12 protein-coding genes are annotated in these 13,982 nt (G+C 67.9%); 10 read left to right on the top strand and 2 right to left on the bottom strand.

Going from position 1 to position 13,982, the window contains the following annotated elements:
- Positions 1 to 42 precede the first annotated feature (42 nt).
- Both QE379_RS07765 and QE379_RS07760 read left to right on the top strand, forming a co-directional pair.
- Positions 43 to 498, top strand: coding sequence for a GreA/GreB family elongation factor (locus QE379_RS07765; protein ID WP_306999437.1), 456 nt, complete (start codon positions 43 to 45; stop codon positions 496 to 498).
- A 294-nt stretch (positions 499 to 792) separates the two neighbouring features.
- Positions 793 to 1,980, top strand: coding sequence for an NAD(P)/FAD-dependent oxidoreductase (locus QE379_RS07760; protein WP_306999435.1), 1,188 nt, complete (start codon positions 793 to 795; stop codon positions 1,978 to 1,980).
- Positions 1,981 to 1,983: 3 nt separating this feature from the next.
- Here QE379_RS07760 and QE379_RS07755 read toward each other — a convergent pair whose 3' ends face one another.
- Positions 1,984 to 3,336 (bottom strand): SPOR domain-containing protein, encoded by a 1,353-nt coding sequence (locus QE379_RS07755; RefSeq protein ID WP_306999433.1) that lies wholly within the window; start codon positions 3,334 to 3,336, stop codon positions 1,984 to 1,986.
- 172 nt (positions 3,337 to 3,508) lie between these two features.
- On the opposite strand from QE379_RS07755, the gene QE379_RS07750 reads away from it, so the two are divergent.
- Positions 3,509 to 4,585 carry an SPOR domain-containing protein gene (locus QE379_RS07750; protein ID WP_306999430.1) on the top strand — a complete coding sequence of 359 codons (1,077 nt, stop codon included), beginning with the start codon at positions 3,509 to 3,511 and terminating at the stop codon, positions 4,583 to 4,585.
- 12 nt (positions 4,586 to 4,597) lie between these two features.
- Here the strand turns inward: QE379_RS07750 and serB are convergent, their stop codons facing one another.
- A complete protein-coding gene (gene serB / locus QE379_RS07745) occupies positions 4,598 to 5,482 on the bottom strand; it encodes a phosphoserine phosphatase SerB (RefSeq protein ID WP_306999429.1) in 885 nt (294 codons plus the stop codon).
- Between serB and miaA the strand changes: the two genes are divergently transcribed.
- The 7 genes from miaA (at position 5,481) to QE379_RS07710 (ending at position 13,981) form a co-directional block, all read left to right on the top strand.
- A complete protein-coding gene (miaA, locus tag QE379_RS07740) occupies positions 5,481 to 6,413 on the top strand; it encodes a tRNA (adenosine(37)-N6)-dimethylallyltransferase MiaA (RefSeq protein ID WP_306999427.1) in 933 nt (310 codons plus the stop codon). The genes serB and miaA overlap by 2 nt on opposite strands.
- Positions 6,414 to 6,498: 85 nt before the next feature.
- Positions 6,499 to 8,256, top strand: a complete 1,758-nt coding sequence (gene ilvB, locus QE379_RS07735) for a biosynthetic-type acetolactate synthase large subunit (RefSeq protein WP_306999425.1) — start codon at positions 6,499 to 6,501, stop codon at positions 8,254 to 8,256.
- A 148-nt stretch (positions 8,257 to 8,404) separates the two neighbouring features.
- Positions 8,405 to 8,920, top strand: a complete 516-nt coding sequence (gene ilvN / locus QE379_RS07730) for an acetolactate synthase small subunit (protein WP_306999423.1) — start codon at positions 8,405 to 8,407, stop codon at positions 8,918 to 8,920.
- A 138-nt stretch (positions 8,921 to 9,058) separates the two neighbouring features.
- Positions 9,059 to 10,078: a ketol-acid reductoisomerase gene (gene ilvC / locus QE379_RS07725; protein ID WP_306999421.1), complete on the top strand. Its 1,020-nt coding sequence runs from the start codon at positions 9,059 to 9,061 to the stop codon at positions 10,076 to 10,078.
- A 308-nt stretch (positions 10,079 to 10,386) separates the two neighbouring features.
- Positions 10,387 to 11,001, top strand: a complete 615-nt coding sequence (locus QE379_RS07720; protein WP_306999419.1) for a YceI family protein — start codon at positions 10,387 to 10,389, stop codon at positions 10,999 to 11,001.
- Between the two features lie 439 nt (positions 11,002 to 11,440).
- A complete protein-coding gene (gene leuA, locus QE379_RS07715) occupies positions 11,441 to 13,099 on the top strand; it encodes a 2-isopropylmalate synthase (protein ID WP_306999417.1) in 1,659 nt (552 codons plus the stop codon).
- 105 nt (positions 13,100 to 13,204) lie between these two features.
- Positions 13,205 to 13,981: a hypothetical protein gene (locus tag QE379_RS07710; protein WP_306999415.1), complete on the top strand. Its 777-nt coding sequence runs from the start codon at positions 13,205 to 13,207 to the stop codon at positions 13,979 to 13,981.
- Position 13,982 lies beyond the last annotated feature (1 nt).

Genomic DNA, 13,982 nt, shown 5'->3' with positions numbered 1-13,982 from the left:
CCCGTCATGGACCCGCACCATGTCCATGAACGTTGATCCCCGATGAGTGTCGCCTTTCGCCGCGAATCCGATGAGGAGCATCTCGAACCCAAGTTCGAACTGCCCATCCCGCCCGGCCCCAATTGGGTCACCCCGCGCGGAGCCGAACTGACGCGCGCCAAGGTCGCCGAGGTGGAGGCCGCGCTGGCCGCCGCGTCGGAGGAAGAGGAGCGGACGCGGCTGCAACGCGAACTCCGCTACTGGCATACCCGCGCCGCCACCGCCGAACCCGCGCCCGCGCCTGCCGAGGATGAGGTCGGCATCGGCAGCGTGGTGACGATCCGGTTGAACGGCCAGCCCCGCACGCTGACCATCGTCGGCCATGACGAAGCCGATCCGGCGCACGACCGGATCGGCTATGCCGCACCGCTGGCCCGCGCGCTGATGGGTGCGATGGCCGGCGAGACGGTGGCGTTCGGCGGGAAAGCGGACGCGGTGGCGGTCGTGGACGTTCGGTAGGGCACACGGTCTTCTTCCTCCCCTCCCGCAGGCGGGAGGGGAGCGAGGGGAGGGAAAGAAGTCTCACCGAGACCACCGCCCGTGGCCTGCCCTCCCCCATCCCCTCCCGCAGGCGGGAGGGGAGCGTATCGCGGCCAGGTCATGCGCCATCGTAACCGTCCGCGTCGTCGCCACAGGCACGCCCCTCCCGCAGGCGGGAGGGGATGGGGGAGGGCAAAGGGGTCTCACCGAGACGGACGATCAAGACGAAACCCGCCCCTATCCCCCCAACCCGATCCCCCCTAAAGCCCCCCCATGCAATCCTATGACGCGATCATCCTGGGCGCGGGCGCGGCGGGGCTCATGGCCGCCGCGACCGCCGGGCAGCGCGGGCGGCGCGTGCTCGTCCTCGACCATGCCGAGGCGCCGGGGAAGAAGATCCTCATCTCGGGCGGCGGACGCTGCAACTTCACCAATATCGGCACCGCGCCCGATCGCTTCCTGTCCGCCAACCCGCATTTCGCCAAATCGGCACTGGGCCGCTACACTCCCACCGATTTCCTGGCGCTGGTCGAGGCGCATGGCATCGCCTGGCATGAGAAGACGCTGGGGCAACTCTTCTGCGACGGATCGGCGCGGCAGATCGTGGCGATGCTTCTCGATGAATGCGACAAGGCCGCCCGGTCTGGCGGCGCGGTGGATATCGCCCTGGGCCAGCCGATCGACGCTGTCACGCATGACGGAAGCCAGTTCCGCGTCACGCGCGGCGGCAAGCCGTTCACCACCCCCCGCCTGATCGTCGCGACCGGCGGACCGAGCATTCCGAAGATGGGTGCGACCGGCTTTGCCTATGACCTGGCCCGGCAGTTCGGGTTGAAGGTGGTCGAGCCCCGCCCCGCCCTCGTCCCCCTGACATTGGGCGGCGAGGAGACGTTGTTCCGCTCGCTCTCCGGTGTCGCGTCGGAGGTGATCGCGCGGATCGCCAAGACCCGGTTCCGCGAGGCGGCGCTGTTCACCCATCGCGGGCTGTCGGGCCCCGCCATCCTGCAAATCTCGTCCTATTGGCGGCATGGCGAGCCGATCGGGATCGACTTCCTGCCCGATTGCGCGGCGGACTGGCTGATCGCCGCCAAGCGCGCCGCTCCCCGCACCTCCCCCCGGCGCGCACTAGGGCAGCATCTGCCCGACCGACTGGCCGAAACGCTCGCCGAGCGGCTGGCCCTGCCGCCCGAACTGGGCGCGGCGACCGACAAGATGTTGGCGGCGGCGCAAGCCCGGCTGGCCGACTGGCCCTTCCACCCCAATGGCAGCGAAGGCTATGCCAAGGCCGAGGTGACGGTCGGCGGCGTTTCGACCGCCGGGCTTTCCTCGCGCGATATGAAGGCCAAGGCAGTTCCGGGCCTGCATTTCGTCGGCGAGGCGGTGGACGTGACCGGCTGGCTGGGCGGCTATAATTTCCAATGGGCCTGGGCCAGCGGACGCGCGGCGGGCGAGGCCGTCTAAGCCTTATAGCGCGGCCAGCCCCATGCCGGGACGCGCCCAATGCGCCATGCGGTCGTCGGCCTGTCGCCGCACGAAACAGGCACCGCCCGCCTCGCGGTAACGCTGGCACAACGTGTCGGCCTCCGCTCGCGCCAGGCCGCCGACCGACAGGCGAAAAAGATTGCCGCCGGGTCCCCGCACCGTTCCGCTCTGGGGAATATAGTCCGACAGGTCGGTAAAGCGACGGGTCAGTTGCGCCCATGCCTTTTGCGCGCCGTCCTCCTTGCCGAACGCGCCGATCTGGACGTTCCAGTCGCCCTTGGGGCGGGCGAGTTGGCGGCGTTCCTCCGCACGACGCAGCAGCGCGGGCGTGGTGACCAGGCCGGGGGCGAGGCGCGCGACGCGCGTTGCGGGGGTGGCGGGGGCGTCTTCGGCCTGTGCCAGCATCATGCCGGGCGCGGTGCGGGCCGATGACGGTTCGGCGGTCATGGGCAGCGGCTGCACCACTTCGCGCCGGGCGGCGAAGAGGATCGGCGCGTCAGCCGGAGCCTGCGGCGCGGTGGCGGCCTGCGCCTCGACCGGCTGCGGCAATGCCTGCACCATGTCCTGCACCACCGCGGCGGAGGGCGCGGCGTTGAGCGCCAGGGTCAGCGGTTGCCCCCCATCGGACGCACGCCGGATGCCCAGCAGCGAGGCGACCTGATCCCCCGGATTGGTGGCGGCGGCGAACGCGGCCCATTCCTGCATCCGCACCTCGACATCGGCGGGCGCCATGTCGGCGGAGGCGGCCATGCGCGCCATGTTCCATTGCCCCGACAGCGCCAGCGAGAGAGCGAGATTCTGCCGCGTCTTGACGGTCGCCCCCTGTTCGCGCGCGGCGGCGGTCAGGATGCGAACCCCGTCCGCCGGCGCCCCGGCCAGCGCCATGGCCAGCCCAAGGTCCGCCGCCGGGATCATCGCCGCATGGCGCGCCAGCAAGGCCCGCGCGCCCTCGCCATGGCCGCCCGCGATCATCGCCAGCGACAGGTTCAGCACCGAGCGGCCATCCGCCGGATCGAGTTGCAGCGCATCGGTAAAAGCCTGTCGCGCGGAGGCGAAGCGCCCGGCCTGGAGATAGCTTTGCCCGAGCAGCGCGCGATACGCCGCCCGATGCGGCTCGGCGGCGACCAGCCGTTCGGCCAGCGCCACCGCGCCGTCCCCGTCATGCTGGGCGAGCACGCGCCGGGTCTGGTCGGCCAGCTTCGCGTTCGCCCGCGCGTCCCCCGCCCGATCGCTCAGCCGCGCGGTCCGCGAGCCGGTCGCCGCACACCCGGTCAGGGCACCGCCGACGATCAGCGCGCCGACGCTACAGGTGATGAAAGTGCGGATCGTCGTCATTCTGGTCATCCGTCATGCCCGGCGGATGGCATGCCCCTGCCCCATCCTGCCCATTTCGGACGGACGCTAAGCCTGAACGGTCTAAGGAAATGTTAAATCCGCCCGACCGCTTTACCCGCGACCGGGGCCGGGGCATGGATGGCGGAAACCATCTTTGCGGGAAGGACGAAGGATGATGCGCAAATTCCCGGTCATCGGCGCAGGAATGACCGCCATTGTCGTCTGTCTTGCCGCCTCCCCCGCCCTGGCCGATGTGAAGGCAGGCGTCGATGCCTGGGCGCGCGGCGATTATCGCCAGGCGGTCGAGGAATGGCGCGGCCCCGCCGTCGCGGGCGAGGCCGATGCGCAATTCAACCTGGCCCAGGCCTATAAGCTGGGGCGCGGCGTGCCGCTCGACCCCGCACTGGCCGAAAGCTGGTTCCGCAAGGCCGCGATGCAGGGGCATGTCCCGGCGGCCGACAATTACGGCCTGGCGCTGTTCCAGGCGGGCAAGCGGGCCGAAGCGCTGCCCTGGCTCGAAAAGTCGGTGGCGCGGGGCGAGCCGCGTGCCGAACTGGTGCTGGGCACGATGCTGTTCAACGGCGACGGCGTGACCCGCGACTATCCGCGCGCCTATGCGCTGATGACGCTGGCGTCGCAGGCCGGGTTGCAGTCCGCATCCGAGACGCTGGCGCAGATGGACCAGTATATCACCCCCGCCGACCGGCAGCGGGGCACGCAACTGGTGCAGGACTATAGCGCAAGGCTGGCCGCGACGCCCGCCCCGGCTCCCGGTGGGCCGACCCGGGTGGTGGTGGGTGGCGAACCGCCTCGCGCGACCGGCACGCCCGTCGCCGCCGCGCGTCCGGCGGTCCAGCCGGTCCCCGTCGCGCCTTCGCGTCCCGTCGCGCCGGGGGCGAGCTACCCCGTTCCGGGCGCGGCGGCGGTGGCCCCGGATCGCGTTCCCGAGGTTCCGAAAGCCGCCGCCCCCCGCGCCACCACCCCGCGCAGCGTCGCCAAGGCTCCGGCGAAACCGACCCCGGCCCGCAAGAGCGGCGGCGCATGGCGTATCCAGCTCGGTGCCTTCCGCGACAAGGAAAACGCCAGCAGCCTGTGGCAGAAGCTTCGCGCGCGTCTCGGCGGCGCGGAGCCCTTCTATGTCACGGCAGGCGGCGTCACCCGGTTGCAGGCGGGCGGCTATGCCGGTCGCGGCGAGGCACAGGCCGCGTGCAGCCGTTCCGGCCAGTCCTGTATGGTGGTGGCGCCGTAACGGGACGTTCGATTACGCCGTGACCCACTCCGCGCTCGGAATCCCCTGGGCATAGAGCAGCGCGGTCAGGTCGTTATAATCGACGCGCGCCGCCGCCGCGCCCGCGACGATCGGCTTGGCGCGGTATGCGACACCCAAGCCGGCGCGGCGGATCATCGCCAGGTCGTTCGCCCCGTCGCCCACCGCCATGCTGGCCGATGTATCGAGCCCCAGATCGGCCAGCGCTTCGACCAGCGTCTTTTCCTTGGTGTCCGAACCCACGATCGGCTTGCGCACCGTGCCGGTCAGCTTGCCGTGCGCGATCTCCAGCACATTGGCGATGGCGCGGTCGAAGCCGATCTCCGCCGCGACCGGCTCGGCGAAGCGGGTGAAGCCGCCCGACACCAGGATCGCATGGCCACCGCGCGCCTTCATCGTACGGATCAGCGTCCGCGCGCCCGCCATCAGGGTGACGCGCTCGGCCAGACACTGTTCGATGACCGCCTCATCCAGTCCTTCGAGCAGCGCGACCCGCGCATCCAGCGCGGCGGCGAAGTCGAGTTCGCCGCGCATCGCCCGCTCGGTCACCTCGGCGACCTGCGCCTTGATCCCGGCATAGTCGGCCAGTTCGTCGATGCACTCGACGGTAATCATCGTGGAGTCCATGTCGGCGACCAGCAGCCGTTTCTCACGCCCCTCGGCAGCCTGCACGATCACGTCGGTCGCGTCGAATTTACCCTCCAGCGCTTCGCGCGCCGCCAGCGGATCGCCGGTGAAGTCGAAATCGACGGCAATGCCAGTGTCGATCCAGCGAGTCGCCGAGACGGTGCAGCCCGCCGCCGCCAGTTTCCCCTGCGCGGACGACAAATCCGCATCGGCCAGTCGGCCCTTGGCTGCTATCAGCGTGGCGATGAACATGGCGAACTCCTCTGACCGACCCAGGGTCGCGCTCATCGCAGGGCCGACCGCCAGCGGCAAGTCCGCATTGGCGCTGGATCTGGCGAAGGCGACCGGGGGCACGATCATCAATGCCGATTCGGCGCAGGTCTATCGCGACCTTTCGATCCTGACCGCCCGCCCCTCGCGCGAAGAGGAAGCCCAGGCGCAGCACCGGCTGTTCGGTCATGTCGACGGGGCGGACACCGGCTATTCGGCGGCGCGCTGGGCGGCGGAGGCGCGGGTGGCGATCGAAGACAGCGTGGCGGCGGGATCGCTCCCCATTCTGGTCGGCGGCACCGGCCTTTATATGCGCACCCTGCTGGACGGCATCGCACCGGTGCCCGAGATCGACCCCGCCATCCGCGCCGAGGTTCGTGCCCTGCCCGTCGCCGACGCGCACGCCGCCCTGTCGCACGAAGACCCTCAAGCCGCCCTGCGGCTCAACCCCGCCGACACCACCCGCGTCGCCCGCGCGTTGGAGGTGGTGCGCTCGACCGGGCGACCGCTCCACGAATGGCAGGCGCAAAGGCAAGGCGGGATCGGTGAGCGCATAAAGCTGTCCGCCGTGATCCTGCTGCCCGACCGTGAATGGCTGAACGCGCGGATCGACCGGCGCTTCGGCGAGATGCTAGACGAAGGACTGGACGAAGCCGCCGCGCTCCTTGCCCGCCCCGACCTGCCCGCCGACGCCCCGATCCGCCGCGCGATCGGCGTCCCCGAGGCCGCCGCGCTGCTGGCGGGCACCATGACCCGCCCGGAGGCCGAAGCGGCGGGCGCTCTCGCGACAAGGCGTTACGCCAAAAGGCAATTTACCTGGTTCCGTCACCAGCCCGGCCCCGATTGGGCCGTGATTACCGACACGGCCCCCCATGTGCGCCGCAACATAATAGAAACTTTATTGCGCGATTGACGGTTGACGCGCACTTTTTAAACTTGTAGCCGCGCCTCTCCCGACAAGCCCCGTCAGTGGGCACGGACGCAGAAGGACGAAGACGATGACCGAGAAAAGCGGAGCCGATATCCTGGTCGAGGCGCTGTGCGATCTCGGCGTGGAGGTCGTCTTCGGCTATCCGGGTGGTGCGGTGCTGCCGATCTATGACGCGCTGTTTCGCAGCGGCAAGAACGGAGGGCGCATCCGCCACATTCTGGTCCGCCACGAACAGGCGGCGACCCATGCGGCGGAGGGCTATGCGCGCTCCACCGGCAAGCCCGGCGTGGTGCTCGTCACCTCCGGGCCGGGCGCGACCAATGCGGTCACCGGCATCACCGACGCGCTGCTCGATTCGATCCCGATGGTGGTCATCACCGGCCAGGTGCCGACAGCGCTGATCGGCACCGATGCGTTTCAGGAAGCGGACACGGTCGGCATCACCCGCCACTGTTCCAAGCATAATTATCTGGTGAAGGACCCCGCGCGGCTGGGCGAAGTGATCCATGAGGCGTTCCACATCGCGACCTCGGGCCGCCCCGGTCCGGTGGTGATCGACATCCCCAAGGACGTGCAGGTCGCCACCGCCCGCTATCAGAAGCCGGGTCCGATCCGTCACAAGACCTATCGCCCGCAGGTGAAGGCCGACCAGACGCAGATCGAACAACTGGTCGACATGCTGGCGGCCGCCGAACGCCCGATCCTCTATACCGGCGGCGGCATCATCAATTCGGGCTCGGCCGCGTCGCAACTCTTACGCGAACTGGCCCGCATCACCGGCGCACCCGTGACCTCGACCCTGATGGGCCTGGGCGCCTTCCCGGCCAGCGATCCGCAATGGCTGGGCATGCTGGGGATGCACGGCACCTACGAAGCCAATATGGCGATGAACCAGGCCGACCTGGTGGTGGCGCTGGGCAGCCGGTTCGACGACCGCGTGACCGGCCGTCTGGACGCGTTCAGCCCCAACAGCCGCAAGGTCCATGTCGATATCGACCGGTCGAGCGTGAACAAGAATGTCCGCGTCGACCTGGCCATCATTGCCGATGTCGGCCACGCGCTGGAGGATGCGGTCCGCATCTGGAAGTCGCGCCAGCATCCCAAGCCCGACACCAGCGAGTGGCAGCACCGCATCGCGGGCTGGCGCGCGGTCGGCTGTCTCTCCTTCCCGGAGAATGGCGACGCGATCATGCCGCAGCGGGCGATCCGCGCGCTGTACGACGCGACAAAGGCGCGCCAGCCGATCATCACCACCGAAGTCGGCCAGCACCAGATGTGGGCCGCCCAGCATTTCGGCTTCGAGAAGCCCAACAAGTGGCTGACGTCGGGCGGTCTGGGCACCATGGGCTATGGCCTGCCCGCCGCGATCGGGGCGCAACTGGGCAATCCGGGTGCGCTGGTGATCGACATTGCCGGTGAAGCCTCGATCCAGATGAACATCCAGGAACTGGCGACGGCGACGCAATACCGCCTGCCGGTCAAGATATTCATCCTGAACAACGAATATATGGGCATGGTCCGCCAGTGGCAGGAACTCACCTATGAGAGCCGCTATGCGGAGAGCTATTCGGACTCGCTGCCCGATTTCGTGAAGCTGGGCGAGGCGTACGGCTGGAAGGGCATCCTGATCGAGCATCGCGACCAGCTTGAGGACGGCATCGCCGCGATGCTGGACCATGACGGACCGGTGATCGTCGATTGCCGCGTCGCCAAGCTTGCCAACTGCTTCCCGATGATCCCGAGTGGTGCGGCCCATACCGACATGATCCTTCAGGCCAATGAGGTATCGGGCACCATGGACGACGAGGCCAAGGCACTGGTCTGACCTTCGAGATCCTCCCCGGCACGGGGAGGGGGACCGTGACGCGAAGCGGCACGGTGGAGGGGGATCACCGCGTAGGACAGCATGGGTGGAGGGCCCCCTCCACCATGCTCCGCATGGTCCCCCTCCCCGTTCCGGGGAGGAATTGAATATGCACATCAAGACCGAACAGGTGGAACGCCACACGCTGGCGGTGATCGTGGACAACGAACCGGGCATTCTCGCCCGGATCGCGGGGCTGTTCACCGCGCGCGGCTATAATATCGAGAGCCTGACCGTGTCGGAGATCACCGCCGACAAGGCGGTCAGTCGCATCACCATCGTTACCAGCGCCTCGCCGCCGGTAATGGAGCAGATCATCGCCCAACTCGACCGGCTGGTCCCCGTCCACAAGGTGGCCGACCTGACCGTGCTGGGCGACCATGTCGAGCGCGAACTGGCGCTGGTGAAGGTGGCGGGCACCGGCGACCGCCGGATCGAGGCGCTTCGCCTGGCCGAAGTCTATCGCGCCCGCGTGGTCGATGCGACGATTTCCAGCTTCGTGTTCGAGGTCACCGGCACCATCGCCAAGATCGACAAGTTCGTCGAACTGATGGGCGAAGTCGGCCTGGTCGAGGTCGCCCGCACCGGCATCGCCGCCATTTCGCGCGGGGCCGAGGCCGCCTAGAAGATTATCACAACCACCACATCACAACCACCATCGTCACCCCAGCGAAAGCTGGGGTCTCTTGGAAGGCTCCGGGCCTCACTGCACGAGATGCCAGCCTGCGCTGGCATGACGGACGTATCGAAAGGGAAGAAACCAATGCGTGTCTATTACGATCGCGACGCCGATCTGAACCTGATCTCCGAGAAGAACATCGCCATCCTGGGTTACGGCTCGCAGGGCCATGCCCATGCGCAGAACCTGCGCGATTCGGGCGTCAAGAATGTCGCGATCGCGCTGCGCCCCGGTTCGGCCTCGGCCGCCAAGGCGGAAGCGGCGGGCTTCAAGGTCCTGTCGAACAAGGAAGCGGCCGCCTGGGCCGATATCCTGATGATCCTGGCCCCCGACGAGCATCAGGCCGCGATCTATGACGCCGACCTGAAGGGCAATCTGAAGCCCGGCGCCGCGCTCGCCTTCGCGCACGGCCTGAACGTGCATTTCGGCCTGATCGAGCCGCCCGCGGACATCGACGTCATCATGATCGCGCCCAAGGGCCCCGGCCACACCGTGCGCAGCGAATATGTGCGCGGCGGCGGCGTGCCCTGCCTGATCGCGATCCATCAGGACGCCAGCGGCAACGCGCATGACGTGGCGCTGGCCTATGCCAGCGGCGTCGGCGGCGGTCGCTCGGGCATCATCGAGACCAACTTCCGCGAAGAGTGCGAAACCGACCTGTTCGGCGAGCAGGCCGTGCTGTGCGGCGGCGCGACCGCGCTGGTCCAGGCGGGCTTCGAAACGCTGGTCGAGGCGGGCTATGCCCCCGAAATGGCCTATTTCGAGTGCCTTCACGAACTCAAGCTGATCGTCGACCTGATGTATGAGGGCGGCATCGCCAACATGCGCTATTCGATCTCGAACACCGCCGAATATGGCGACATCAAGACCGGCCCGCGCATCATCACCGAAGAGACGAAGAAGGAAATGAAGCGCGTGCTCGCCGACATCCAGTCGGGCCGCTTCGTGAAGGACTTCGTGCTCGACAACCGCGCCGGCCAGCCCGAACTGAAGGCCAGCCGCATCGCCGCCAAGCGCCACCCGATCGAACAGGTCGGCAGCGAACTCCGCGCGATGATGCCCTGGATCGGCGCGAACAAGCTGGTGGACAAGGCGAAGAACTGATTGTTCTCGGGGGTGGGCTCGGTGAGACACCGTTGCCCTCCCCCATCCCCTCCCGCCTGCGGGAGGGGCGTGCTTGCGGCTACGGTAAGCGCGCTGACAAACTTAACAATTTGCCGATAGCTAGCGGTTATTCATAACGGCTGCCCAGTGACGCTCCCCTCCCGCAAGCGGGAGGGGATGGGGGAGGGAAAGGTGCCTCGCAGAGACCACCCTCCACCCCAACCCGGAAACGCATCGTTGCGACCTTGGCCTTTGACGTGCGTTATGCGCACCGACCAGAAAGGGCTGGTTCAACAGGGAGTATACCCATGCGTTTCGTCCTTCCCGCCGCTCTGGCGCTCGTCCTCGCCGCCCCCGCCATCGCCCAGACCGCGCCGCAGGGCACGCCCGGCGCGCCCGTCGCCTCGCGCGTCGTCGCGGGCACCTATGCCGTCGACCCCGCCCATACCCAGGTGACCTGGTCGCTGAACCATATGGGCTTCTCGACGCTTGAGGGGCAGTTCGGCGCGTCCGAGGGCTCGCTGACCCTCGATCCGGCCCGCCCACAGGCCGCCAAGGTCGACGTGACCTTCAACATCGACAACCTTTCGGTCACCGCCGCGCCCTTCGCCCATCACCTGAAGTCGAAGGACTTCTTCGACGCCGCGACCTATCCGACCGCGCGCTTCGTCTCGACGGGCGTGAAGGTCATGGGCACCAAGGCGGTCATCACCGGCAACCTGACCATCAAGGACCAGACCAAGCCGGTGACGCTGAACGCCACCTTCTTCGGTGCAGGCACCAACCCGATGTCGAAGAAGCTGAACATCGGCTTCCGCGCCACGGGCAAGATCAAGCGTTCGGACTTCGGCGTCGGCGCCTATGTGCCGGTCGTGGGTGACGAGGTCGATCTGACGATCAACGCGGCCTTCTCGGCGCAGTAAGTCCCGCCCCGAACCCAGAACACCATCCCGGCGAAGGCCGGGATCCAGTTGGGTGGGGAGCGCGGGTAAGCCACTCCCATCCTTCCGTAACTGGACCCCGGCCTCCGCCGGGGTGGAGCCAAGGCGGGCGTGGAAATCCCGTTCGTGCACCGGTGCCGATATCGCAAGGCCGCTCCCCATTGGGGGCGGCCTTGTCGTTTCGTGCCACTCGCGTCAGCCGCCCGTCATCATTCTCGATATGGACAAGCCGCGTTCGACACGGCATGAACCGCGCACCATGATCGCCGCGCCGCTGCTCCGTTCGCTTCGACTTATCCGCCCTTAGGGGAGGATCGGCGTGGCCATGCGCGACTTCCCTAAGGGCTGAATGAACCGATAAGCCTGTCCCCGCCGTGCCTCTGGCCAGACGCGGCCGAGAATGCTGGAAGACCCGACGATCATGTTGCGCGACCCTTCGACCAAATACCGCCCCTTCCCCACGATCGCCTTGCCCGACCGGCAATGGCCGAACCGCACGATCACCCAGGCGCCGCGCTGGCTGTCGACGGATTTGCGCGACGGCAACCAGGCGCTGATCGATCCGATGGACGCCGAGAAGAAGACGCGGATGTTCGACCTGCTCGTGAAGGTCGGCCTCAAGGAGATCGAAGTCGGCTTTCCGAGCGCTGGCGCGACCGAGTTCGACTTCATCTCCGGCCTGATCCGCGACGATCGCATCCCCGAGGACGTGACAATCCAGGTCCTCACCCAGTCGCGCCGCGACCTGATCGAGCGTAGCTTCGAGAGCCTGGAGGGCGCGCGCACCGCGATCGTCCATCTCTACAATGCGGTCAGCCCGGCCTGGCGCAAGATCGTGTTCGGCATGACCCGCGACGAGGTCCGGCAGATCGCGGTCGAGGGCGCGAAGATCCTGCGCGACGAGGCGGCCAAGCGCCCGAACACCGACTGGTTCTTCGAATATAGCCCGGAAACCTTCTCGACCGCCGAGCTGGATTTCTCGGTCGAGGTCTGCGCCGCCGTCATGGACGTGCTGAAGCCGACGCCCGACCATCCGCTGATCCTGAACCTGCCCGCCACGGTCGAGTGCGCGACGCCCAATGTCTATGCCGACCAGATCGAATGGTTCGGGCGCAACATCCCCAACCGCGATTCGGTGGTCATCTCGCTGCATACGCATAACGATCGCGGCACCGGCGTCGCCGCCGCCGAACTGGGCGTGATGGCAGGCGCGGACCGGGTCGAGGGCTGTTTGCTCGGCAATGGCGAGCGGACCGGCAATTGCGATCTCGTGACCGTCGCGCTCAACATGTATACGCAAGGGGTGAACCCCGGCCTCGACCTGTCGGACATCGACGAGGTGGTGAACACGGTCAACTACTGCACCAACCTGCCCGTCCATCCGCGCACCCCCTATGCGGGCGAGTTGGTCTTCACCGCCTTTTCGGGCAGCCATCAGGACGCGATCAAGAAGGGCTTTGCGGCGCAAGGCCAGCGCAACGACGATCTGTGGGAAGTCCCCTATCTGCCGATCGATCCCGCCGACCTGGGCCGCAGCTACGAGGCGGTGATCCGCGTCAATTCGCAGTCGGGCAAGGGCGGCGTCGCCTGGGTGATCGAGCAGGACAAGGGGCTGAAACTGCCCAAGCGGCTCCAGGCGGATTTCAGCCGCCATGTCCAGGCGCTGGCCGACGCGACCAGCCGCGAACTCAACGCCGCCGATATCTGGGCGGGGTTCGAGGCGACCTATCTGCCGCGCGAAGGCGACCGGTTCGTGCTGCGCGACTATGAGGAAAGCGGCTCGGCGGGACAGCGGACCTTTATCGGGCGCGTGCTGGTGGATGGCGAGGAACGGTCGATCGCCGGGCGCGGCAACGGCCTGATCTCCAGCGTGATCGCGGCGCTGGCCGATACCACCGGCCCGAACCTCGAAGTCATCGACTATAACGAACACGCGATCGGCCACGGCGCGGATGCGCAGGCCGCCGCCTATGTCGAGGCGCGGACCGCCGATGGCCGGATCGTGTTCGGCGTCGGGTTGGACACCGACATCGCCACCGCCAGCGTCCGCGCGGTGCTGTCCGCCGCCAACCGGGCCTGATGCGCCCGACCGCCGCCCTTCTCGGCTAGGATGATGGCGGCGGTCGAACCCTCTCCCATTCCTCCCCTGCAAGAGGAGGTGGCGGGCCGAAGGTCCGACAGAGGGGTGCCATGGGCTTTCATCCCCGAACGCTACCGGGAAAAGCTGCGCGAGCGGGGTGCGTCGATCACGCTGACGGTGCTCGCGCATCTGCTGCTCGCCTGGCTGCTCTTCCACCTCGCGCCCAAGCTGATCGAACCGGAGAAATCCTCGTCGCTCAGCACCTTCTCCCTTTCACCCTCCGACAAGGATGCAGGCGCGCCGGTCCCGGAGACGCGCACCACGACGCGCAAACCGGCGGCGGCGGGGGGATCCAAGGCCCCCGTCACCCCCAAACAGCCCGACACCCCCAACCCGCCCGCCGAGAAGAAGGCCGACGCCTCCGCCCCGACGCCGTGGCAATGGGGGGACAAGTCGATGTTCGACGCGGGCGACATCGCCGCCCTGCCCAAGGGTTCGGGCAAAGGCGTGGGATCGAGCGACGGCGACGATCGCGGACAGGATAGCGCCTCGGCCTATGGTCCCGGCGAAGGGCCGGGCGGGCAGAGGCTCTTCAATGCCGAATGGTATCCGCGCCGCCCCACCAATGCCGAACTCAACGGCTATCTGCACAGCGCACCGCCACCGGGTAGCTGGGCGCTGATCGCGTGCCGGACGATCCCCGACTATCGGGTCGAGAATTGCCAGATCCTGGGCGAATCCCCGCGCGGCTCCGGCCTGGCCCGCGCGATGCGCGAAGCGGCGTGGCAATTCCGTGTCCGCGCACCGCGCGTCGGCGGCAAGGTGATGGTCGGCGAATGGGTGCGTATCCGCATAGACTTCACGACGACGGGCGGAGACTGAC

This window comes from Sphingomonas sp. SORGH_AS_0879, assembly GCF_030819175.1.
Lineage (GTDB): Bacteria > Pseudomonadota > Alphaproteobacteria > Sphingomonadales > Sphingomonadaceae > Sphingomonas.
Note: the sequence above shows the minus strand (reverse complement) of the source record. Positions and strands in the feature narration are given on the sequence as shown.